The organism is Cryobacterium sp. MP_M3, from assembly GCF_015752155.1.
Taxonomy (GTDB): Bacteria; Actinomycetota; Actinomycetes; order Actinomycetales; family Microbacteriaceae; genus Cryobacterium.
The window spans coordinates 77,625-99,622 of record NZ_JADOVI010000002.1 but is presented as its reverse complement, the minus strand read 5'-3'; the positions used below and the strand labels follow the sequence as shown (position 1 = coordinate 99,622).

The 21,998-nt window shown below is 69.2% G+C and carries 19 protein-coding genes and 1 riboswitch; of the genes, 4 read left to right on the top strand and 15 right to left on the bottom strand.

All coding sequences use genetic code 11. The features are described from left to right. From IWX89_RS03630 to IWX89_RS03600, 7 genes are all read right to left on the bottom strand, one after another. Window positions 1–984 (bottom strand): ABC transporter permease, encoded by a 984-nt coding sequence (locus IWX89_RS03630; protein ID WP_196902229.1) that lies wholly within the window; start codon window positions 982–984, stop codon window positions 1–3. Window positions 985–1,258: 274 nt separating this feature from the next. After that, a complete protein-coding gene (locus IWX89_RS03625) occupies window positions 1,259–1,846 on the bottom strand; it encodes a PH domain-containing protein (RefSeq protein WP_196902228.1) in 588 nt (195 codons plus the stop codon). A 61-nt stretch (window positions 1,847–1,907) separates the two neighbouring features. Then, window positions 1,908–3,653, bottom strand: a complete 1,746-nt coding sequence (locus IWX89_RS03620) for an ABC transporter ATP-binding protein (RefSeq protein WP_196902227.1) — start codon at window positions 3,651–3,653, stop codon at window positions 1,908–1,910. Next, window positions 3,650–4,636: an ABC transporter permease gene (locus tag IWX89_RS03615; RefSeq protein WP_196902226.1), complete on the bottom strand. Its 987-nt coding sequence runs from the start codon at window positions 4,634–4,636 to the stop codon at window positions 3,650–3,652. Before IWX89_RS03615 ends, IWX89_RS03620 begins: the two co-directional genes overlap by 4 nt. Next, window positions 4,626–5,555 (bottom strand): ABC transporter permease, encoded by a 930-nt coding sequence (locus IWX89_RS03610; RefSeq protein WP_196902225.1) that lies wholly within the window; start codon window positions 5,553–5,555, stop codon window positions 4,626–4,628. Before IWX89_RS03610 ends, IWX89_RS03615 begins: the two co-directional genes overlap by 11 nt. Before the next feature lie 198 nt (window positions 5,556–5,753). Then, entirely contained in the window at window positions 5,754–7,367 is a 1,614-nt protein-coding gene (locus IWX89_RS03605; protein ID WP_196902224.1) for an ABC transporter substrate-binding protein, read from the bottom strand. A gap of 97 nt (window positions 7,368–7,464) precedes the next feature. Then, complete coding sequence (locus tag IWX89_RS03600; protein ID WP_196902223.1) at window positions 7,465–9,081, bottom strand: ABC transporter substrate-binding protein; 1,617 nt, start codon at window positions 9,079–9,081, stop codon at window positions 7,465–7,467. 226 nt (window positions 9,082–9,307) lie between these two features. On the opposite strand from IWX89_RS03600, the gene IWX89_RS03595 reads away from it, so the two are divergent. After that, on the top strand, window positions 9,308–9,700 hold the full coding sequence (locus tag IWX89_RS03595; RefSeq protein WP_196902222.1) for a thiol-disulfide oxidoreductase DCC family protein: 393 nt from the start codon (window positions 9,308–9,310) through the stop codon (window positions 9,698–9,700). Next, window positions 9,697–10,515 (top strand): CPBP family intramembrane glutamic endopeptidase, encoded by an 819-nt coding sequence (locus tag IWX89_RS03590; protein ID WP_196902221.1) that lies wholly within the window; start codon window positions 9,697–9,699, stop codon window positions 10,513–10,515. The genes IWX89_RS03595 and IWX89_RS03590 overlap by 4 nt, the downstream gene beginning before the upstream one ends. A gap of 55 nt (window positions 10,516–10,570) precedes the next feature. Here the strand turns inward: IWX89_RS03590 and gcvP are convergent, their stop codons facing one another. The 6 genes from gcvP to abc-f form a co-directional block, all read right to left on the bottom strand. Continuing rightward, window positions 10,571–13,468 carry an aminomethyl-transferring glycine dehydrogenase gene (gene gcvP / locus IWX89_RS03585; protein ID WP_196902220.1) on the bottom strand — a complete coding sequence of 966 codons (2,898 nt, stop codon included), beginning with the start codon at window positions 13,466–13,468 and terminating at the stop codon, window positions 10,571–10,573. 28 nt (window positions 13,469–13,496) lie between these two features. Further along, the gene (gcvH, locus tag IWX89_RS03580) at window positions 13,497–13,868 is read right to left on the bottom strand and encodes a glycine cleavage system protein GcvH (RefSeq protein ID WP_196902219.1); all 372 of its coding nucleotides are present in this window, start codon (window positions 13,866–13,868) and stop codon (window positions 13,497–13,499) included. A gap of 23 nt (window positions 13,869–13,891) precedes the next feature. After that, the gene (gene gcvT, locus IWX89_RS03575; protein ID WP_196902218.1) at window positions 13,892–15,082 is read right to left on the bottom strand and encodes a glycine cleavage system aminomethyltransferase GcvT; all 1,191 of its coding nucleotides are present in this window, start codon (window positions 15,080–15,082) and stop codon (window positions 13,892–13,894) included. 170 nt (window positions 15,083–15,252) lie between these two features. After that, window positions 15,253–15,350, bottom strand: a riboswitch (glycine riboswitch). Window positions 15,351–15,429: 79 nt separating this feature from the next. Then, window positions 15,430–16,047, bottom strand: a complete 618-nt coding sequence (locus IWX89_RS03570; protein WP_196902217.1) for an LON peptidase substrate-binding domain-containing protein — start codon at window positions 16,045–16,047, stop codon at window positions 15,430–15,432. Between the two features lie 42 nt (window positions 16,048–16,089). Then, entirely contained in the window at window positions 16,090–16,878 is a 789-nt protein-coding gene (locus IWX89_RS03565) for a metal-dependent hydrolase (protein ID WP_196902216.1), read from the bottom strand. Continuing rightward, window positions 16,875–18,539, bottom strand: a complete 1,665-nt coding sequence (gene abc-f, locus IWX89_RS03560) for a ribosomal protection-like ABC-F family protein (RefSeq protein ID WP_196902215.1) — start codon at window positions 18,537–18,539, stop codon at window positions 16,875–16,877. The genes IWX89_RS03565 and abc-f overlap by 4 nt, the downstream gene beginning before the upstream one ends. A 77-nt stretch (window positions 18,540–18,616) precedes the next feature. On the opposite strand from abc-f, the gene IWX89_RS03555 reads away from it, so the two are divergent. Next, window positions 18,617–18,964 carry a LysR family transcriptional regulator gene (locus IWX89_RS03555; protein WP_196902214.1) on the top strand — a complete coding sequence of 116 codons (348 nt, stop codon included), beginning with the start codon at window positions 18,617–18,619 and terminating at the stop codon, window positions 18,962–18,964. A gap of 196 nt (window positions 18,965–19,160) precedes the next feature. Continuing rightward, window positions 19,161–20,666 carry a polysaccharide deacetylase family protein gene (locus tag IWX89_RS03550; RefSeq protein WP_196902213.1) on the top strand — a complete coding sequence of 502 codons (1,506 nt, stop codon included), beginning with the start codon at window positions 19,161–19,163 and terminating at the stop codon, window positions 20,664–20,666. Here IWX89_RS03550 and IWX89_RS03545 read toward each other — a convergent pair. Then, window positions 20,663–21,379, bottom strand: coding sequence for a DUF2461 domain-containing protein (locus IWX89_RS03545; RefSeq protein ID WP_196902212.1), 717 nt, complete (start codon window positions 21,377–21,379; stop codon window positions 20,663–20,665). The genes IWX89_RS03550 and IWX89_RS03545 overlap by 4 nt on opposite strands. A gap of 7 nt (window positions 21,380–21,386) precedes the next feature. Then, the gene (locus IWX89_RS03540) at window positions 21,387–21,956 is read right to left on the bottom strand and encodes an HhH-GPD-type base excision DNA repair protein (protein ID WP_196902211.1); all 570 of its coding nucleotides are present in this window, start codon (window positions 21,954–21,956) and stop codon (window positions 21,387–21,389) included. Window positions 21,957–21,998 lie beyond the last annotated feature (42 nt).

The following is a 21,998-nucleotide window of genomic DNA, read 5'->3' as shown; positions in this document are numbered from 1 at the left end:
TCAGTTCCTCACCCTCGGGTCGAGTGCGGCGTAGAGGACTTCGGAAAGGGTCGAGGAGAACAGCACGAGCACCGCCAGGAAGAGGGTCGACCCGGCCACGGCGTTGATGTCGCTCTGGGTGATCGCGTTGAGGGTGAACTCCCCCATCCCGTGGAAGGAGAACACGATCTCCAGCATGATCGACCCGGAGACGAGGGTGCCGAAGCTGTAGGCGAAGAAGGTGGACATCGGGATCAGGGCGACCCGCACTCCGTGGCGCACCAGGGCGGCGTTGCGGGAGCGGCCCTTGGCCCTGGCCGTGCGGATGTAGTCGGCCGAGAGCACGTCGAGCATGACACTGCGCTGGTAGCGCGAGTAGCCGGCCGCGCCGATCAGCACGAGCGCGACCGTCGGGAGCAGGAGGTGCACCGCCCGGTCGGCGGTGAGATCCCACCAGGAGCCGCTGAGCCCGGCCGAGTATTCCCCGGTGAAGTTGATCAGCTGCATCCCGGCCGCCCCGTTCAGCGCGGTCGCGCCGATCATCAGCAGCACGCCGATAACGAATGTGGGGGTGGCGAAGACGAGGTAGGAACCGTAGGTGACGACCTGGTCGCTGAACTTGTACTGGCGCACGGCACCCCAGACGCCCAGGGTCACGCCGACGATGGCGCCGATCACGGAACCGATCAGGAGCAGCCGCAGGCTCACCCCGGACCGGGAGACGATCTGGTCGACGACCGAGGTGCCGCCGACGGTGTTGCCGAGGGAGCCGTGCACGACGAGGTTGACGATCCAGTTCCAGAGCCGCTCGAGCACCGGCACGTCGGGGTTGACGCCCAGGCCGTTGAGGATGTTCGTGATCGTCTGCTTCGACGGTTGCGGGTTGCGCCCGTAGTACTTGGACGCCGGGTCGAGCGCGAGGCTGGCGACGACGTAGGCCAGGCAGGTGGCGATCGCGGAGAGGATGAAGTAGTTGACGAAACGCCGGAAGATGTAGAAGGCCATGCCGGGTGCCTACAGGACCGCTGGCCCAGACCGACGGCGCGAATGACGCGCACTGCACCGGAAGGCGATCCTCAAACGGGTTGAAACCACGATTTTCTCCTTCGGTCTTCTTCGTGGGAAGAACACAGGTGCAGGCCGACGCAACGTTGCGTACCCGAGAGCCTATGCCAGAGTGAGGGAACTGCGCGCCACCACCCGGTGCGTCGCAGCATTCACGGGAAGTCGATTTATCTTCGAATTTTCTGCGGGCGCGGAACGTTCGGGATGGCCCAGATCAGAGAAAGCGCGATCCGGCGGCCGCGAGCTGGGCCGCCACGACCAGGGCGAGGGCCAGGCCGGCGCCGATCGGAACGATGTTCCAGCGCCGGAGCACGGCTCCGGCCGGGCCGGCCGGTCGACCGGCTCTCGCCAGCCGGGACTCGACGAGCGTCTGCACCGGGGAGCCGGGCATCCGGCCGTCCGGGCCCAGGGCCGCGTCATTCCTGCGGCCGGGCCGGGCTGGCCGGGCCGCCGTCGGCGCACCCCAGCAGCGCAGCCGCTCCCCCGACACCAGGATCACGACCGTCTGGAACCGGGTCGTCACCTCGTCGACCTGGTCCCACGGCACCACGGTGGTCCGAACGATGTTCACCACGGTGAGCCCGTCCTCACCCACCCGGAGGCACGGCCGCAGGAACACCAGCCAGGCCGCCCAGAGCACCAGGACCGCCGCAGGCAGCGCTGCGGCGACGACGTCCCAGCGCTGCCGGGCACCGGCATCGCCAAGCAGCACGGCGCAGGCGACGACGACCGCGGCGAAGACCAGAACGGACGAGTTCGCGCGGAACGTGATCGCGCGGACCGCGGGTGCGCCGGTCGCCATCTGTCCTCCCCGGGCGGGTCGGCGGGAGGCCGGGCGACCGGCCTCCCGCACGGCAGGCTGTCTAGACGCCGAGCTTCAGGTTCGCACCGGGGATCGCGTTGAGCAGTTCCCTGGTGTAGTCCTGCTGCGGGTTGTCGAAGACCTTGTCGACGGTGGAGGATTCCACGATCTTGCCGCGCTGCATGACACAGACGTGGTCGGCGATGACCCGGACGACGGCGAGGTCGTGGGTGATGAACAGGTAGGTCAACCCGAGTTCGGCCTGCAGGTCGGCGAGCAACCGCAGGATCTGTGCCTGCACCAGCACGTCGAGCGCCGACACCGCCTCGTCGAGGATCACGATCTCCGGCTTGAGCGCGAGCGCCCGGGCGATCGCGACACGCTGGCGCTGACCGCCGGACAGTTCGTTCGGGTACCGGGTTGCCAGGGCGGAGGGCAGCGCCACCTGGTCGAGCAGTTCGTCCACCCTGGACCGGCGTGACGCCCGGTCACCGACCCGGTGCACCTGCAGCGGTTCGGCGATGGTGTTGCCGATGTTGCGCAGCGGGTCGAGGGAACCGTACGGGTCCTGGAAGACCGGCTGCATGGTGCGCCGAAGGTCCAGGAGGGCGCGGCCGCGCAGCGTCGCGGTGTCTTGTCCGCCGATCGCGATCGTGCCGCTGGAGGCATCCTCGAGGCGGAGCAAGAGCTTCGCGACGGTGGACTTGCCGGATCCGGACTCGCCGACGAGCGCCATGGTGGTGCCGCGCTCGACCGTGAAGGAGACGTCGTCGACAGCCTTGAAGTCCCGCGCGTCCCGCTTCGCACCGCGGATCTTGTAGATCTTGGTCAGGGCGTCGACCTTGATCGCCGGTCCGCCGGCGGTCGTGGTGGCGGCCTGCTTGCCGGCGCGGGCTTCGGCCGCCTCGACCAGGTCGAGGCCCGCGGCGGCGCGCGGGGCGCTGTAACCGAGGTCGGTCAGGTTCTTCTGGGAGGACTGGATCCGGCGGGAGGCGAGGCTCGGCGCCGCGGCGACGAGACGCTGCGTGTACGGGTGGATCGGGTTCTCGAGGATCTCCCGCGATGGACCGGACTCGACGACCTTGCCCTTGTACATCACGACGAGCTGCTCGGCGCGTTCGGCGGCGAGGCCCAGGTCGTGGGTGATGAAGAGCACGGCGGTGCCGATTTCCCGGGTCAGGGTGGCGAGATGGTCGAGGATGACGCGCTGCACCGTGACGTCGAGGGCCGAGGTCGGCTCGTCGGCGATGAGCAGCTTGGGCCTGGAGGAGAGACCCATCCCGATCAGGACGCGCTGGCGCATGCCGCCGGAGAACTGGTGCGGGAACTGGCGCAGGCGCTTGTCGGCATCCGCGAGCCCGGCCTCTTTGAGCACCCGGATGGCGTGCTGCTTGACCTCTTTGCCGGTGGCGATGCCGTTGGCCCGGATGGCCTCTTCGACCTGGAAACCGATGCTCCAGACAGGGTTGAGGTTGGCCATCGGGTCCTGGGGCACGAACCCGATCATCCGCCCGCGCACCTCTTCGAGCTGCTTCTCGTTGAGCCTGGTGAGGTCGCGGCCTTCGAAGAGCACCTCACCGCCCGTGATCCGGCCCGAGCCGGGGAGCAGGTTGATGATCGCGTGCGCGGTCGTGGACTTCCCGGAACCGCTCTCGCCGACGATGGCGAGGGTCTGCCCCGGCATCAGGGTGATGTCGATGCCGTTGACGGCGGGGACGAGACCGTTCTGGGTCTGGAAGCCGACCTGGAGGTTCTTGATCTCGAGGAGCGGCTTCACCGCAGCAGTGGTGGAAAGTGGCTCGCTCATCGAAGCGCCCTCGCCTTCGGGTCGAGTGCGTCGCGTACGACCTCGCCGAGCGAGATGAACGCGAACACGGTAACGGAGAGAGCGATGGACGGGAGGATCAGCGTCTGCGGGGCGGTGCGCAGGTCGTTCTGGGCCTGGTTGATGTCGTTGCCCCAACTCATGATGTTGCTGCCCAGGCCGACGCCGAGGAACGACAGGCTTGCCTCGGCGACGATGGCGCCGGCTAGGGAGATGGTCGTGATCACGATCACGGGGGCGATCGAGTTCGGCAGAACGTGCTTGAGCAGGATCTTGAACCGGGACAGGCCGAGCGCGGTGGACGCCATGACGAAGTCCGCGTTCTTCACCCGGAGGATCTCCGATCGCAGCACACGGGCCGTCGAGGGCCAGGCGAAGATACCGATCGCGAGCGAGATGCTCCACACGCTCCGGTACTGGGACAGCACCGACATGATGACGACCGCGGCGAGGATGTACGGGATGGAGAAGAAGATGTCGCCGAGGCGGGACAGCACGGCGTCGACCCAGCCGCCGTAGAAACCGGCGAATGCACCGAACAGGATGCCGAGGGTCGTCGTCAGCACGATCACGATGAATCCGACCGACAGCGACGTCGACGTCCCGTGCACGATCCGCGAGTAGATGTCGCAGCCCTGCTTGGTGAAGCCGAGCGGGTGGCCATCGGCCGGCCCGCCGTTGCTGTTGCCGAGGATGCAGTTGTTGTTCGGCGGCGTCTGGGTGAACAGGCCGGGGAACAGCGCCACGAGGGCGACGACGAGGATCAGTGCCGCGGAGATCCAGAACATCGGCCGACGACGCACGTCCTGCCACGCGTCGATCCAGAGGTTGCTGCGCTTCTCGGCGACCTTGACGGCGTCGACGCTGACCAGCGGCGTCTCGTCCAGGGGGGCGACGTAGTGGGTGCTGGAGCGTCCGCCGACGGGTGTGACGTCGGTGGGCCCGCCGGTGGGGTTACTTGACATAGCGAATCCTTGGGTCGAGCAGACCGTAGAACAGGTCCACCAGGATGTTGACGACGAGGTAGATCAGGACCATCACGGTGACGAAGGAGACCACGGTGGGTCCCTCGCCGCGGATGATGGCCTGGTACAGGGTGTTTCCGACGCCGGGCACGTTGAAGATGCCCTCCGTGATCGTGGCGCCGACGAGGAGCACGCCGAAGTCGGTCGCGAGGTACGTGACCACCGGGATGAGCGAGTTGCGCAGGATGTGCACGGGGATGACCCGGCGGCTGCTGAGCCCCTTGCTGTAGGCGGTGCGCACGAAGTCGAGCCCGGAGGTCTCGATCACCGACGCTCGGGTGAGGCGCACGATCTGGGCGAAGCTCACGCTCGCGAGCACCAGGGCCGGCAGGACCAGGTCCTGCAGGGGGGCGCCGCTGCTCACCGTCGTGCGCGCCCAGCCGAGCCAGACGCCGAACACGTACTGGCCGACGAATGCGATCACGAAGATCGGCAGCGAGATGAGGATCAGGCTGACGGCGAGCGAGCTCGCGTCGAACAGCTTGCCCTTGCGGAGGCCGGAGACGAGCCCGACCAGGATGCCGAAGAACGTCTCGAACAACAGGGCCAGGATGGCGAGCCTGGCCGTGACCGGGAACGTGCGGGCCAGGATCGCGGTGACGGGCTCGCCGGAGAAGGACAGTCCGAAGTCCCCGCGGAAGATCCCGCCGAGGTAGATCAGGTACTGCACGATGAACGGCTGGTCCAGGTGGTACTGGGCCCGCAGCTGGGCCACGACGGCCGGGTTCGGGGTCTTGTCGCCGAAGAGGGCGACGATCGGGTCGCCCGGCATCGCGAAGACCATGAAGTAGATCAGGAAGGTCGTGCCCAGGAACACGGGGATCGCCTGGAGGATTCGCCTGAAGATGTATCCGGTCACGAGGCGCCTATGCCTTGCGGATCAATGTAGTTGGTCATACGGGATGAGGAACCTATCTGTGATCGAGCGACCGGAGTTTTTACAGATTACCTGCAAGGCGGCACACTCCGGGCCGAGCCCGGGTGCAGCGTTCATTCGTGTCGGTCATGGTGCGGGGGCGTTGAGTCGGTCACCGCCCCCGCGCGCGTTTAGTTCAGACTAGCCCTTGGTGATCTCGTTGAAGAGCGGAACCGAGTCCCAGCCGAAGACGACGCCGTGCACATCGAGCCCGACACCGCCCGTGACATTGGCATACCAGAGCGGGATGGCGGGCAGGTCCTGCAGCAGGATCTCCTGCGCCTTCTGGAAGTCGCTGTTCGCCGCGGTCACGTCGGCCTCGGCGGAACCGCGCGCCAGCAGCGCGTCGAACTCAGGGTTCGAGTACTCCCCGTCGTTGGATCCGGCCTTGGTCGCGTACGACGGCTGGAGGAAGTTGTACAGGCTCGGGTAGTCGGCCTGCCAGCCCGACCGGAAGGCGGTCTGGATGCTGCGGTCGGCGATCGCGGTGCGCGCCTGGGCGAACGTCGGTGTCGGTGCTCCGGAGGCGTCGATCCCGAGGGTGTTCTTGATGCTGTTCGACGCGGCGTCGACCCAGCCCTGGTGGCCGCCGTCGGCGTTGTAGGCGATCTGGAAGCTGCCGGTCCACGGCGAGATGGCGTCGGCCTGGGCCCAGAGCTTCTTGGCGGCCTTCGCGTTGAACTTCAGCACGTCCGCGCCCTTGAGGGTGTCTGACCAGCCGTCGACCACGGGCGAGGTGAAGTCGGAGGCCGGGGTGCGGGTGCCGGAGAAGATGATCTTGGTGATCTCCTCCCGGTTGATCGCCATCGACAGCGCCCGGCGGCGCAGGGTGCCCTCCTCGCCGGAGAAGTGCGGCAACCGGGCCGGGATCGTCACGGCCTGCAGGATCGCGGCCGGCTGGTTGACGACCCGGTCGCCCAGGTCGCTCTGGTAGGTGCCGTAGGCGCTGTCCGGGATCGCGTCGAGCACGTCGAGGTTGTTCGCGAGCAGGTCGGAGTAGGCCGCGCCCTCGTTGGCGTAGAAGGTGATCGACAGGCCGCCGTTCTTCGGCTTCCGCCCGCCGTCGTAGGCCGGGTTGACGACGAGGTCGATCTTCTCGTTGTGCTTCCAGGCCTTGGGGCCGGCGAGCATGTACGGGCCGTTGCCGATCGGGCTCTCACCGAAGGCGGCCATGTCCGCGAACGCGGATGCCGGGAGCGGGTAGAACGCCGCGTAGCCGAGGCGCTGGGGGAAATCGGCCAGAGGGGCGGTCAGGGCGACGGTGAAGGTGGTGTCGTCGACGACGGTGAGGCCGGTCAGCGGGCTGTCCTTCTCGACGCTGTATCCGGCGATGTCCGAGAAGAAGGAGCTCCCCAGCTGGCCGTTGCTGAGCAGCGCGCCGTACTGCCACGCGTCGACGAAGCTGTTCGACGTGAGCGCCTGGCCGTCGCTGAAGGTGAGGCCCGGCTTGATCTTGATGGTGTAGGTCGTGTTGTCGTCGGTCGTGATCGCCTCGGCGACGTCGTTGACGGTCGCTCCCTTGGCGTCGTAGTAGACCAGTCCGGCGAAGATCGAGTTGACGATCTTGCCGCCGCCGGTCTCAGTCGTCGCCGTCGGGATCAACGGATTCTGTGGCTCCGACCCGTTCGTCGAGATGATCGCGGCCGCGTTCGCCTTCGACGCCGGCGCGGCGCCCCCTCCGGCGCAGCCGGAGAGCGAGAGAGCCCCGATGGCGGCCAGCGTAATGGCGGTGACGCCTAGTTTGGTGATATTCACTTTTTCCTCCTGTGCCGGGCGAACGCACACTGCGCGCCGGGCAGGAAGAAAGGGCGATGACAGTGCGTCATCGCCCTTTCCTCGTGCTCAGTTCAGACTAGCCCTTGGTGATCTCGTTGTAGATCGGTACCGAGTTCCAGCCGAACTTCACGTTCTGAACGCTCGTGCCGAAACCACCGGTCACGTTGGCGTACCAGAGCGGGATCGCCGGGAGGTCCTGGAGCAGGATCTCCTGCGCGGCCTGGAAGTCCTTGTTCGCTGCTGCCAGGTCACTTTCGGTGGAGCCCTTCTTCAGCAGTGCGTCGAACTTGGGGTTCGAGTAGTCGCCGTCGTTGGACGAGGCCTTGGTCGCATAGATCGGGCCGAGGAAGTTGAACAGGCCCGGGTAGTCGGCCTGCCATCCGGTGCGGAACGCGGTCTGGATGGTGCGGTCCGTGATCAGCGTGCGGGCTTCCTTGAACGTCGGGTACGGCGCGCCGGACGCGTCGATGCCGAGGGTGTTCTTGATGCCGTTCATGGCCGCGTCCACCCAGCCCTGGTGGCCGCCGTCCGCGTTGTATGCGATCTGGAAGGAGCCGGACCACGGGGAGATGGCGTCGGCTTCGGCCCACAGCTTCTTCGCCTGCTTGGCGTTGAACTTGAGCATGTCCGCGCCCTTGAGCTTGTCGGACCAGCCGTCGATCACGGGCGAGGTGAAGTCGGATGCCGGGGTGCGGGTGCCGGAGAAGATGATCTTGGTGATCTCCTCACGGTTGATCGCCATCGAGATGGCCGCACGACGCAGCTTGCCCTCTTCGCCGTCGAAGTGCGGGAGCCGGGCCGGGATGGTGAAGGACTGGAACACGGCGGACGGCTGGTTCACGGCGCGGTCGCCGAGGTCCTTCTCATAGGTGCCGTAGGCGCTGTCCGGGATGGCGTCGAGCACGTCGAGGTTGTTCGCGAGCAGGTCGGAATAGGCGGCGCCCTGGTTGGCGTAGAAGATGATGGACAGGCCGCCGTTCTTGGCCTTGCGTCCACCGTCGTAGGCCGGGTTGACGACGAGGTCGATCTTCTCGTTGTGCTTCCAGGCGCCCTTGGCGGCCAGCATGTACGGGCCGTTGCCGATCGGGTTCTCGCCGAAGGCTGCAATGTCCTTGAACGCGGCGGCCGGGAGCGGGTAGAACGCCGAATAACCGAGGCGCAGCGGGAAGTCGGACAGTGCGTCCGTCAGGGTGACCGTGAAGGTGGTGTCGTCGACGACCTTCAGGCCGGTGAGGGGGCTGTCCTCGTCGTAGCTGAAGCCTTCGATGTTCTCGAAGAAGTAGCTCCCGAGCTGCGCGTTGCTCAGTAGCGCGCCGTACTGCCAGGCGTCGACGAAGCTCGACGACGTGACGGGCTCGTCATTCGTGAACTTCAGGCCGGATTTGATCTTGATCGTGAAAGTCTTGTTGTCGTCCGACTTGATCGAGTCGGCGACGTCGTTGATCGGCGCGCCCTTCTCGTCGTAGTAGACGAGCCCGGCGAAGACCGCGTCGACGATCTTTCCGCCGCCCACCTCGTTGATGTTGGTCGGGACCAACGGGTTCTGCGGCTCGGAGCCGTTCGTCGTGATGATCGCTTTCGCGTTGCTCGACGCCGTCGGAGTGGCAGCTCCGCCGCCGGCGCAGCCGGACAGCGTGAGGGCCCCCACCGCGGCCAGGGCGATGGCTGCGATACCCAGTCTGTTGATCTTCAATTTTCCTCCTGTGCAATGTGAGCGCGCGGCTGATTTGTGGCCAGGCTGACGCGCCAGATAAATTCGACCTTAGGTACCCGCCCTGCGCTCCGCATACTGAAACGCAATAACGTTACCGATGCGAAACACAACACGCACGATTGTTTCGTCATCCGGTGCTATTCCGCCGGATTCTGCGCCGCGGCGGGAAATCCGCGACAGGGACGCACGATGCGATGATTGCTCCATGGACAGTCACACCACGGCGCGGCCGCCGCTTCTCATCTTCGACGGCGACTGCGCGTTCTGCACGACCTCGGTCGGCTGGCTCGGACGCATCCTCCCGGCCATGCCGGCGGCGGCGCCGTACCAGTGGACGGACCTGGCTGCGTTCGCGCTGACCACCGCGGATGCCCGGTCGCGGGTCTGGCTCGTCGACGGGGATCGGCAGTTCGGCGGCGCCGCGGCGGTCGCCGCGCTGCTCCGGCGCCAGCCGTCACCCGGCTGGCGGATGCTCGGCTGGCTCGGCACGGTTCCGCCCTGGTCCTGGGCGGCCGGCATCGGCTACCGGCTGGTCGCCCGGTTCCGGCACCGGCTCCCCGGCGGCACGCCCGCCTGCCGGATGCGGCCCGCCGAGTGAACCCGGGCCGCCCGGACGCCGGCCGCCCGGACGCCGGCCGCCCGGACGCCGGCCGCCCGGGCCGCGCCGGCCGGTACTGGGAGGTGGCGATCGTCCTCGGGCTCTCGCTCGGGGCATCCGCCGTGTATTCCATCGTGGCGATCATCGGCCGGCTGACCGACACGACCCCGCTGGCGAAGCAGACGGCCACCATCAACGGGTCGCAGTCGCCGCGGGAGTGGCTCGATTTCACCTACCAGTTCCTCGACCTGTTCTTCCAGTTGTTCGGCGTCGCCCTGGTGCTCTTCCTGCTCTGGCAGCCCGGGCGCAGCGCGTTCCTCCGGCTGGGTTTCGACCTGACCGAGAAACGGAGGGACCTGCTCCGCGGCGCCGGCCTCGTGCTCGCCATCGGCATCCCCGGCCTGGCCCTCTACCTGGCCGGGCGGATGCTGGGGATCACTGTCGCGGTCGTGCCCAAGCCGATCGACACGTTCTGGTGGACGATTCCGATCCTCGTCTTCTCCGCCCTGCGGGCCGGCCTGACCGAGGAGCTCATCGTCGTCGGCTACCTCTTCACCCGGCTGCGGGAGCTCGGCTGGTCGACCTGGACGATCATCGGGTCGACGGCACTGCTCCGCGGCAGCTACCACCTCTACCAGGGCATCGGCCCGTTCATCGGCAACGCGGTGATGGGCGTCGTGTTCGGGTGGTGCTACACCCGCTGGGGGCGCACGATGCCGCTGGTGATCGCGCACGCGATCCTGGACATCCTCTCGTTCGTCGGCTACCCGCTGGCCCTCGCCTGGTGGCCGGCGCTCCTCGCCCCCGCCGCCTGAGCCGCGGTCTCGACAGGCTCGACCACCGGCGGTCGAGCCTGTCGAGACCCGGAGGTCAGTCGGCGAAGGCCTCCGGCGGCGGGCAGGCGCAGACGAGGTGGCGGTCGCCGTAGGCGTTGTCGATCCGGCGCACGGGCGGCCAGTACTTGCCGCGGATGAGGCTGCGCACCGGGTAGACCGCTGTCTCCCGATCGTACGCGTGGGTCCATTCGCCCTCGATCACGGATTGCGCCGTGTGCGGCGCATTGTGCAGCGGGTTGTCGTCCGCGGGCCAGGTCCCGGCGGCCACGGCATCCGCTTCGGCCTTGATCGCGATCATGGCCTCCACGAACCGGTCGATCTCACCGAGGTCCTCGCTCTCGGTCGGTTCGATCATCAGGGTGCCGGAGACCGGGAAACTCATGGTCGGCGCGTGGAACCCGTAGTCGACGAGGCGCTTGGCCACGTCGTCGACGCTGACCCCGGTCGCCTCGGTGAGCGGTCGCAGGTCGAGGATGCACTCGTGTGCGACCAGGCCGTTGTCGCCGGCGTAGAGCACCGGGTAGTGTTCCTCGAGCCGCTTCGCCACGTAGTTGGCGGCCAGCACCGCGGCGCCGGTGGCCTCGCGGAGCCCCTCGGCCCCCATCATCCGCACGTAGGCCCACGAGATCGGCAGGATGCTCGGGCTCCCGTACGGCGCGGCCGAGACCGGGCCGCCGCCGTGCACCACGGTGTCGCCGGCGTCGCTGTGCAGGTAGTGCTGGTCGCTCTGGGCCAGCGGGTGGCCGGGCAGGAACGGGGCCAGGTGCGCCTTCGCCGCGACCGGGCCGACGCCGGGTCCGCCGCCGCCGTGCGGGATGCAGAAGGTCTTGTGCAGGTTGAGGTGCGAGACGTCGCCGCCGAAGTCGCCGTAGCGGGCGAAACCGAGCAGGGCGTTGAGGTTGGCGCCGTCGACGTAGACCTGGCCGCCGGCATCGTGCACGGCCCGGCAGATGGTGCCGACCTCGTGCTCGTAGACGCCGTGGGTGGACGGGTAGGTGATCATCAGCGCGGCGAGGCTGTCGGCGTGCTCGGCGATCTTCGCCCGCAGGTCGACGAGGTCGACGTTGCCGAGGTCGTCGCAGGCGACGACGACGACCCGCATCCCGGCGAGCACCGCTGACGCGGCGTTCGTGCCGTGCGCGCTGGACGGGATCAGGCAGACGGTGCGGTCGGCGTCGCCGTTGGCGTGGTGGTAGCCGCGGATCGCGAGCAGGCCGGCGAGTTCGCCCTGGCTGCCCGCGTTGGGCTGCAGCGAAACGGTGTCATAGCCCGTGACGTCGGTCAGCCAGGTTTCGAGCTGGCGGATGAGTTCGAGGTAACCCTCGACGTCGACCTGCGGCGCGAACGGGTGCAGTCCGCCGAATTCGGGCCAGCTGACGGCCTCCATCTCGGTCGCCGCGTTCAGCTTCATCGTGCAGGAGCCGAGCGGGATCATCCCGCGGTCGAGCGCGTAGTCGAAGTCGGCAAGGCGCTTGAGGTAGCGCATCATGCTCGTCTCGGAGCGGTGCGTGTTGAAAACGGGGTGGCCGAGGTAGCCGCTGGTGCGCGCGAGCTCCCCCGGCAGCCCGGTCACGGGGGCGCCGAATTCGACCTGGCCGAACGCGTCCTGGCCGCCGAACGCGGCGACCACGGCGGTGAGGTCCCGACTCGTGGTGGTCTCGTCGACCGCGATGCCGACCAGGTCTGCGTCGACCTGGTGCAGGTTGACACCGGCCCCGGCCGCGCGGGCGACGATCTCGGCGGCCCGCGACGGGACCGACACCCGGATGGTGTCGAAGAAAGTGTCACCGACGACGTCGACGCCGGCGGCCCGGAGCGCGGCGACGAGCCGGCCCGCGGACTCGTGCACCTCGGTCGCGATCTTCTTCAGGCCGTCGGGGCCGTGGTAGACGGCGTACATGCCGGCCATCACGGCGAGCAGCACCTGGGCGGTGCAGATGTTCGAGGTGGCCTTGTCCCGGCGGATGTGCTGCTCACGCACCTGCAGCGACAACCGGTAGGCCGGGTGGCCGGCCGCGTCGACGCTGACGCCGACGAGGCGGCCGGGCAGCTGCCGTTCGAGGCCCTTGCGCACGGCCATATAGCCGGCGTGCGGTCCGCCGAAGCCCATCGGAACGCCGAAGCGCTGGCTGGTGCCGACCGCGACGTCCGCGCCGAGTTCGCCGGGTGAGGAGAGGAGGGTGAGCGCGAGCAGGTCTGCGGCGACGACGGCGAGGGCCCCCTGCGACTGCGCGGCGGCGATCACCGCGGCGGGGTTCCAGACCCGGCCGGATGCGGCGGGGTACTGCACGAAGATGCCGAAGTGGTCGCCGAGTTCGGCGGCCGTGGTGTCGGCCTGCAGGTCGGTCACCGCGAGCTCGATGCCGAGGGCCGCGGCGCGGCTGGCGAGCAGCGCGTGGGTCTGCGGCAGGGCGTCCGCGTCGACGATGAACCGGTGGGAGGCAGACTTCGAAGCCCGGCGGGTGAGGAGCATGCCCTCGACCACCGCGGTGGCCTCGTCGAGCATGGACGCGTTGGCCGTGGCCAGCCCGGTGAGGTCGGCGACCATGGTCTGGAAGTTGATCAGGGCCTCGAGCCGGCCCTGGGAGATCTCCGGCTGGTAGGGCGTGTAGGCCGTGTACCAGCTCGGGTTCTCGAACACGTTGCGTTTGATCACGGCGGGCGTGATCGTGTCGTAGTAACCGAGGCCGATCATCGAGCGCTTCACGGTGTTGCGGCCGGCCAGGGCGCGGAGTTCCTCGATGGCCTCCCGCTCGGTCGCGGCGGGCGGCAGGGCGCTGTCGCCCGCCGTGCGGAACCGGTCGACGTGGATGGTCTCGGGGACCGCCGCGTTGACGAGGTCGCCGACCGAGTCGTAGCCGAGGGTGGCGAGCATGCGGGACTGCGCGTCGGCATCCGTGCCGATGTGACGCTGGGTGAAGGGCTGTGACATGTGTGGGGAGACCTGGCTTCGCTGGGGACTACTCGCCGACGAGGGCGGAGTATTCGGAGTAGCTGAGGAGGGTGGGCAGCTCGGTGAAGCTCACCTTGAGCAGCCAGCCGGCGCCGAACGGGTCGCTGTTGACCAGTTCGGGGCTGTCGACGACGGCGTCGTTGGTTTCGACGACGGTGCCGTTGACGGGGGCGAAGAGCTCGCCGACCGACTTCGTCGACTCGATCTCACCGACGACGGTGCCCGCGGCGACGCTGCTGCCGACAGCCGGAAGTTCGACGAAGACGACGTCGCCGAGCTTGTCGGCGGCGTAGGCGGTGATGCCGACGAGGGCGGTGTCGCCGTCGACGAGCACCCACTCATGCTCGGCGGTGTACTGGAGTTCAGTCTTGTCTGCCATGGGGTTTCCTCTCGAGGGGTGGACTATTTCTGGCGCTTGTAGAAGGGGAGCTGGGTGACCGTGGCGGGGATGCGGGTTCCGCGCACGTCGACGAAGACGTCCGTGCCGAGGCGGGCGAGGCCGGGGGCGACGTAGGCCATGGCGATCGGATGTCCCAGTGTCGGTGACAGCGCACCGCTCGTGATGACGCCCTCGGCGACGGGCGCGTCGGCGCTGCGGAAGACCGGGTAGTCGGCGCGGCCGGCGCGCTTGCCGGCCGCGACGAGGCCGACCAGCACCGGCGCGTCGGCTGGGGGGCCCTCCTCGCTGGCCGCGCGACCGATGAAGTCGGTCTCCTTGGCCAGGTTGACGACGCGGCCGAGCCCGGCCTGGGCCGGGTAGCCGGTCACCGAGAGTTCGTGGCCGTAGAGAGGCATCCCGGCCTCGAGGCGCAGCGTGTCGCGGCTGGCGAGGCCGGCCGGAACGAGGCCGAACGGCTCCCCGGCGGCGCGGAGCGCGTCCCAGAGCGCGGCGGCGGCGGGCACGTCGATGTAGAGCTCGAAGCCGTCCTCGCCGGTGTAGCCGGTGCGGGCGACGAGCACGTCGCTGTCCTGGAAGGTGCCGCCGAGGGCCCGGTAGTACTTCAGTTCGGCGAGCTCGCCGTCGACGGTGAGCCCGGCGGTGGCCTCGAGGATGGCGCGGGAGACCGGCCCCTGCACGGCGATCAGGGCGACGTCGTCGCTCTGATCGGTGACGGTGACATCGAACCGGGCGGCCCGGGCGGACAGCGCCTCGAAGGCCGGGACCCGGTTGCCGGCGTTGGCGACGACGAGGTAGTCCTCAGCGTTGGTGCGGTAGACGACGATGTCGTCGATGATGCCGCCGGCGTCGTTGAGGATGAGGCTGTACTTGGCCTGGAGCAGGTCGATGGTGGAGAGCTTGCCGGCGAGCGCGTAGTCGAGGTACGCCCCGGCATCCGGCCCGGACACCGTGATCTCGGCCATGTGCGAGAGGTCGAAGATGCCCGCTTTGGTGCGCACGGCGTGGTGCTCGGCGAGATCGCTCGAGTACCGCACGGGCATCTGCCAGCCGGCGAAGTCGGTGAAGCTGGCGCCGGCGTCGACGTGCGCCTGGTGCAGCGGCGAGAACCGCTCCGAGCTCGCCTGGGCGGTGTTCGACGAGGCGTCGTTCGGCAGGGAGTCCGAAGCGGGGTGGGCGGCGGTGTCCGGGGTCATGAGTTCTCCAGGTTGTCGTCGGCCGGGGCCGAGCGAGAATCTCCGGGGCGCGATCGAGCCCCTGGGAACTCCCCCTCTGTCGTCAGGCCTGAGAGCTTCGCCGCCCCAACCGGGTGCGGCTTTCACCATGGGCGAGCCGCGCTGGTGCTGCGGCTACTTTTCAGAGTGGCCAGTTCGATGCGGTACGAGTACCTGAGAGATTGTCGGGGAGGATTGCTCCTTCGGTGTTCGCACGCCTGTCGGCGTCGAACTCTCCCGCATCGACCGTGATGGCCCGATATTCGGTTTTCGCCACCAGCCTAGCGCCCCGCGCCCCGCCACCGGCACCGGGCGAGTGCTGGGGCGGCTCATTCCTCCGGCCACGGGAAGCGGAAGGAATCCACCGCTGCGGCCGTGTAGACGAGCACCGCGGTGAGCAGTCCCTCCATGGTCGTCGACCGCAGCAGGGCGATCTGGTCGAGCGGGCCGACCGGGGTGATGCCGGCCAGCTGCCAGGCGGCGGCCGTCGGGTCCTCGGAGAGTTCGACATCCGGCGACCAGGCCTGGTCGGTGAATTCGCTGGCCAGGGCCAGGGCCCGCCGCACTGCCTGTTCGGCCTCCTCCCGGAGCGGGTACAGGTCGTCGTCCCAGTCGAGCTCCGGGATGTCGCGGATGAGGGCCTCCGGGTAGGGGTCTTCGTCAAGCCATTCGAGCACCTCGACCCGCCGCTCACCCTGGGCGAGCACACCGACGAACCCGTCGGATGCCGCCAGCTGGGTGACTTGGGCGACGGTGCCGTAGCGGAACCTGTGCTCTCCGCCGCCGACCTCCTGCCCGCGTTCGATCAGCACAACGCCGAACTCGGCCGGCTCGTCGGCGAGGATGCGGGACAGCATGACCAGGTAGCGCTCCTCGAACACCCGCAGTTGAAGCGGCAGGTACGGGAAGAGCACGGACCCGAGCGGGAACATCGGCAGGTTGGTCATTCCCCCAGCGAACCACTCCACGGCCCATCCGCCAAGGGCCGATCAGTGCAGGATCGCAGCCAGGTCTACGCCGACCTCGGCGAGCGCGGCGAACAGCATCCCGTAGCCGACGTAGAGGGTGACCGGGATCAGCAACGCCCATTCCCGGACGGAGCCCGCGTTACCGAGCACCGGGAGGGCCAGATAGCCGCCCGAGGTCCAGAAATGCCGCAAGACCGGGACCTTCCGCCAGGCCCGTGGCGGCTTGGGCACCCAGGGCCAGAAGAGCGGCAGGCCCCCCGTGGTCAGCAGGTCGCCGGCCAGGTGCACGCCGTAGCCGAGGGTGATGCAGACGATGAACCAGTCGGAGCGTTCCGGCGCGAAGACCGTGATGCCGGCGGCTCCGACCAGGCCGATCAGCCATGCGATCGGCCAGGACCCCTGGGCCAGGCCCAGCGCGTAGCCGGCGAACGCGATCGCGGCGGCGCTCGCGGCGGCAACCCCGACGTCGATGGGTTTGGCGGCCCAGGGCGACTGCCACGACAACCGGTCGAGGCCGGTGGCGAGCAGCCAGGCGCAGAGCACGGCGAGCAGGCCGTGCAGCCCGTGCCGGTGGCCGCCCGAGGCGCGGGAAATCCCGCCGGTCACGAGCCGGCCGAGCACGGGAAGGGAGCGCGAGATGGTGGCGGAGCCGTGGTCGGCGTCGGCGAGCAGCGCGGCCCCGGCGCAGAGGAGCGCACCGGTGATCGTTCCCGCGGGAGACACCGGGAACAGGCCGAGACCGTGCCCGGCGGTCGCCGTGACGGCGATCCACGCGGCCGCGCCGGTCATGGCGTGGTGGGCACCCATCATCCCTGGGTGACCTGCCCGGCGTCGACGCTCCAGCGCCGGTCGGTGGTGACGTTTTCGAGCATCCGCCGGTCGTGGGTGACCAGCAGGAGCGTGCCCTGGTAGGACTCGAGCGCCTGTTCGAGCTGTTCGATGGCCGCCAGGTCGAGGTGGTTCGTCGGCTCGTCGAGCACGAGCAGGTTGACCCCGGTGGCCTGGAGCAGGGCGAGGCCGGCGCGGGTGCGCTCGCCGGGGGACAACTCGTCGACGGGCCGGCCGACATGGTCCGCCTTCAGACCGAACTTGGCGAGCAGGGTGCGCACCTCGGCGACGGACAGGTCGGGCAGGAGCGCCTCGACGCTGGTGGAGAGCGGGCGGTTCCCGGCGAGGAGCGCGCGCGCCTGGTCGATCTCGCCGATCCGCACGCTCGCCCCGAGTGCGGCCGTCCCCTCATCCGGAGCCTGCCTGCCCAACAGTGCCCGGAGCAGCGTGGTCTTACCGGCTCCGTTGGGGCCGGTGATGCCGATCCGCTCCCCCGCGTTGACCTGCAGCGACACCGGGCCGAGGGTGAACTCGCCCTGGCTGTACACGGCCGCGCTGAGCGTGGCGACCACGGCGCTCGATCGGGGAGCGGAGCCGATGGTGAACTCGAGCTGCCATTCCTTGCGCGGCTCCTCGACCTCCTCGAGGCGGTTGATCCGGCTTTCCATCTGCCGCACCTTCTGGGCCTGTTTCTCGCTGGACTCGGCGGAGGCCTTGCGCCGGATCTTGTCGTTGTCCGGGGCCTTCTTCATGGCGTTCCGCACACCCTGGCTCGACCATTCGCGCTGGGTGCGGGCACGACCGACCAGGTCGGCCTTCTTCGCGGCGAACTCGTCGAAGTCCTCGCGCTTGTGGCGCCGGGCCCTCTCGCGTTCCTCCAGGTAGGAGTCGTAGCCGCCGCCGAACACCCGGTTGGCGTTCTGGGCCAGGTCGAGTTCCAGCACCCGGGTGACGCAGCGGGCGAGGAACTCCCGGTCGTGGCTGACCAGCACGACGCCGCCGCGCAGCCCGCGCACGAACGTCTCCAGCCGCTCCAGCCCGTCGAGGTCGAGATCGTTGGTGGGCTCGTCGAGCAGCACGATGTCGAACCGGGACAGCAGCAAGGCGGCGAGGCCGACCCTGGCCGCCTGGCCGCCGGAGAGCGCCGTCATCGGCGTGTCCTCGGCCAGATCGGCGCCGAGCCGGAGGCCGAGCTCGGCGAGCACGATCGGCAGCCGGTCGTCGAGGTCGGCGGCCCCGCTCGCGAGCCACCGGTCGAGGGCCCTCGAGTACGCGTCGGCCGGGTCCAGGCCATCCGGACGGGGCACCGGATCGGCGAGGGCGGATGCCGCGGCATCCATCTCGCGGGTCGCCTCCGCACAGCCGGTGCGGCGGGCGATGTAGCCCGAAATCGTCTCGCCCGCGATGCGTTCGTGTTCCTGGGGCAGCCAGCCGACGAAGGCATCCGTCGGGGCGAGGCTGACCGTGCCCGCCTGCGGGGCGAGGATGCCGGCGAGCAGCCGGAGCAGGGTGGACTTGCCGGCCCCGTTGGCGCCGACCACCCCGATGACGTCGCCGGGGGCGACAGTGAGGTCGAGTGAGTCGAACAGGGTGCGGTGCGCGTACCCGCCGGCAAGGCCCCTGGCCACGAGCGTTGCGGTCATTACTCCATGTTCTCATTGCAGCGCGTACCCTGTTACTGCCCCGTGACCGGCACGGCGGCAGTTCGAAGGGCTTTCTTGTGGATACCACCCTGCTCCGGCGTTTCGTCACGACCGCCGAAGCCACCAACTGGGGTGCCGCGGCAAAGACCCTCAACATGACCCGCGCCACCCTCCTCATCTCCATCCGCACGCTCGAGGACGAGGTCGGCGGCGAACTGTTCGTCACCGTCGACGACGTGCCCACGCTGACCCGCGCCGGAGTCGAACTGCTCGAGGTCGCCCGGCCTCTGGTGCGCAAGCCCGGGGCAGCGGCCGCACCGAAGGCTGCGGTGAAGGCCGGCGGCAAGGCGAAGGCTTCCAAGGGCCAGGGGCGGGCGCCCGCCGTCAAGGGTGCGCCGAAGGCGAAGGGGCGCCAGTCGCGCTGACCCGAATCCCGGCTGCGGTTAACCACATGCGGAATGCGGTTAACCACACGAAAGGGTAGATCGAGGGATCCTCGATTGCCGCTCCCCCACGCCCTGCCGAGACTGTTTACGGTGCACCAAGGCGGAGGAGCGCTGCATGATCCGATCACGCAGGAACCCGGGCACGCGGAGTCACGTCCGGGGCGCGTGGATAGCCGTGTCCGCCGTGCTGGCGCTGGCGGCCCTCACCGGAAGCATCCCCGCGCAGGCCGCGGGCGATTCTCCGCCCGCCGGTGCCCCCGCGGGCACGGACGCCGCGGTGCAGGGTGCCGCACCGGCCACGGTCGTCAGCCTGACCTTCGACGACGGCAATGCCGACCAGCGCGAGGCGGTCGCGGTCATGAACGAGCTCGGGCTGAAAGGCACCTTCTTCATCACGACCGGATTCATCGACAATCCCGGCTGGTTCACCAAGAGCGACCTGCGGGCGCTCACGGACGCCGGGCACGAGATCGGCGGCCACACCGTGACCCACGCCGACCTCACCACGCTGACCCGCGCCGAGGCGACCCGGCAGGTCTGCGACGGCCGGTCGACCCTGGCCGCCTGGGGGTTCCCCACCGAGAGCTTCGCCTACCCGTTCGCCGAGGCGAACGCGGAGACGGAGAAGATCGTGAAGGACTGCGGGTTCACCAGCGCCCGCGGGCTGGGGGCCCTCAAGACCAGGTTCGGTTGCCCGGACTGCGCCGTCGCCGAGAAGATCCGCCCGGCTGATCCGTATCTCACCCGGGCCCTCGGCAAAGTCGACCTGGCCTGGACCCTCAGCGACCTCAAGAGCGCCGTCACCGAGGCCGAAACCCACCACGGCGGTTGGGTTCAGTTCACCTTCCACCATGTCTGCGCCGACGGCTGCGATCTCCTGTCGGTCGACCCCGGCGTGTTCGCCCAGTTCGCGGCCTGGCTCGCGCCCCGGGCCGCCAGCCATAACACGACGGTGAAGACCGTGGCGGATGTCGTCGGCGGCCCCGTGCGGCCGGTCGTCTCCCCTGACGCGACGGTCGCACCCGCACCGGGTCCCGGCGTGAACGGCGTGGCCGACCACGAGCTCGAGCAGGTCGGCGCCGACGGACGGCCGCGGTGCTGGTCGGTCGACGCCTTCGGCACGAACGAGTGGACCTACGACACGGTCACGGCAGCCCATTCCGGCCGGGCCGCGGGTCGGCTCACGATGACCGGCCGCCGGACCGGCGCGGTCAGGCTGCTGCCCACTTTCGACCTCGGTGAATGCGCGCCGACCATTGTTCCCGGCCGGCGCTACTCGCTGCGGGCCTGGTACACCTCCACGGCCAGGACGCAGTTCGACGTGTTCCTCCGTGACGCGGTCGGCGGCTGGCGATACTGGACCTCCAGCCCGTTCCAGCCGGCGAGCGCCGAGTTCACCCGGGCGGTCTGGAAGACCGCCGCCATCCCGCCGGGCGCCACCGGAATCAGCTTCGGGCTCATCCTCGGCGCCGACGGCACCCTGGTGGTCGACGACTACGCCCTGTACGACTCCGTGGGGGCGCCGTCGCTGACCGACCCCACGGGCAATGTGGTCCTGGTCAGTGTTTTCGTCCCCGCCGCCCTCGGCACTATCGTGCTGATCGTGTTCGCCGCCCCGCGCGCCGGGAAGGTCAGGGGCGGGCGCGCCGGTCTGCCGCGCGGGAGATCAGGCCGGCACTAAGCCGATCGCCGCCCGGCGCTGGCCTCGCGCTCGAGTGGTGTGACCGCGGCCAGGGACACGTTCAGGAAGTCGACGACGGGGGCGATCGCCCGGAAACGTTCGATCACGAGGTCGATGAACCCGTCGCCCAGCGCCGCCGCGCCCGGCAGGTTCGAGAAGAGCGCCCATCGCCGGTTCCGCAGCAGGTCGGCCGCGGGATGGTCGGCCGGGAACCCCTTCGGGGAGCGGAGGAGCGGATGGCCGTCCAGCGGCTCGGTCAGCCGAACCAGGGACTCCTCGGCCAGAAGTGCCCGCAACCGGGCGTGGTGCTCGAGCAGGTGCTGGCGGATGGCGAGCAGCTGCGGCGGACCCGGGCTATAGGAGCCCCCGGCGACCATGACCCCGTGCACGCCGACCTGGAGGAAGAACCCGGCGCCCCCGGTCTTCTCCAGCCCCTGACGCGGCCAGGATGCGGCCAGGTGGGTCTTGTAGGGCGTCTTGTCGTTCGAGAAGCGCACGTCTCGGTAGATCCGCAGCATGGCCTTGCTCGGCGGCCGGATATGGTCGGGGGCGAAATCGGCCAGCCGGGCGTTGACCGCGTCGATGACCTCCAGCATCCGTGCCTTCAGCTCACGTTCGTAGCTCGGCCTGTGTTCCTCGAACCATTCACGGTTGTTGCGGTGTTCCAGCTCCTCGAGGAAGTCGAAGGCCTGCTCGCTGAAATGGGGACCCACCGTTGCCCTAGGCCTTCTTCGCGGCGGCCTTCGCCGCACGCTTGGTCTCGCGCACCAGGGCCAGCGATTCGGCGTCGACGATGTCGGCGACGGAACGGTGCGAGCCCTCCTCGCCATAGGGGGCGGATGCCTCCCGCCACCCCTCGTTCGTCACGCGCAGCCTCTTGCCGAGCAGGGCGAGGAAGATCCGCGCCTTCTGGTCGCCGAACCCCGGCAGTTTCTTCAGCCGGCGGAGGATCTCGGCGCCGTCCGGGGAACCGGAGGTCCAGAGGGAGGCGGCGTCGCCGTTCCAGTCGCGGGCGATGATGCCGGCCACCTCCTGCGCGCGCGCCGCCATCGAGCCGGGGAAGCGGTGCACGGCCGGGCTGGTGCGAAAGACCTCGGCGAACGCGTCGGGGTCGAAGCCGGCGATGGTCGCCGGGTCGAGGGTGCCGATCCGGTCGCGGATCTTGGCCGGCCCGGCGAACGCGGTCTCCATCGCGATCTGCTGGTCGAGGAGCATGCCGAGGAGGAGGGCGAACGGGTCCTCGGTGAGCAGGGTGTCCGCCGCGGGGTCGCCGGTGAGATGCAGTGTCATGCCGCCATTGTCCCACCGGACGTGCTCCCGGCCGAGGTGGCA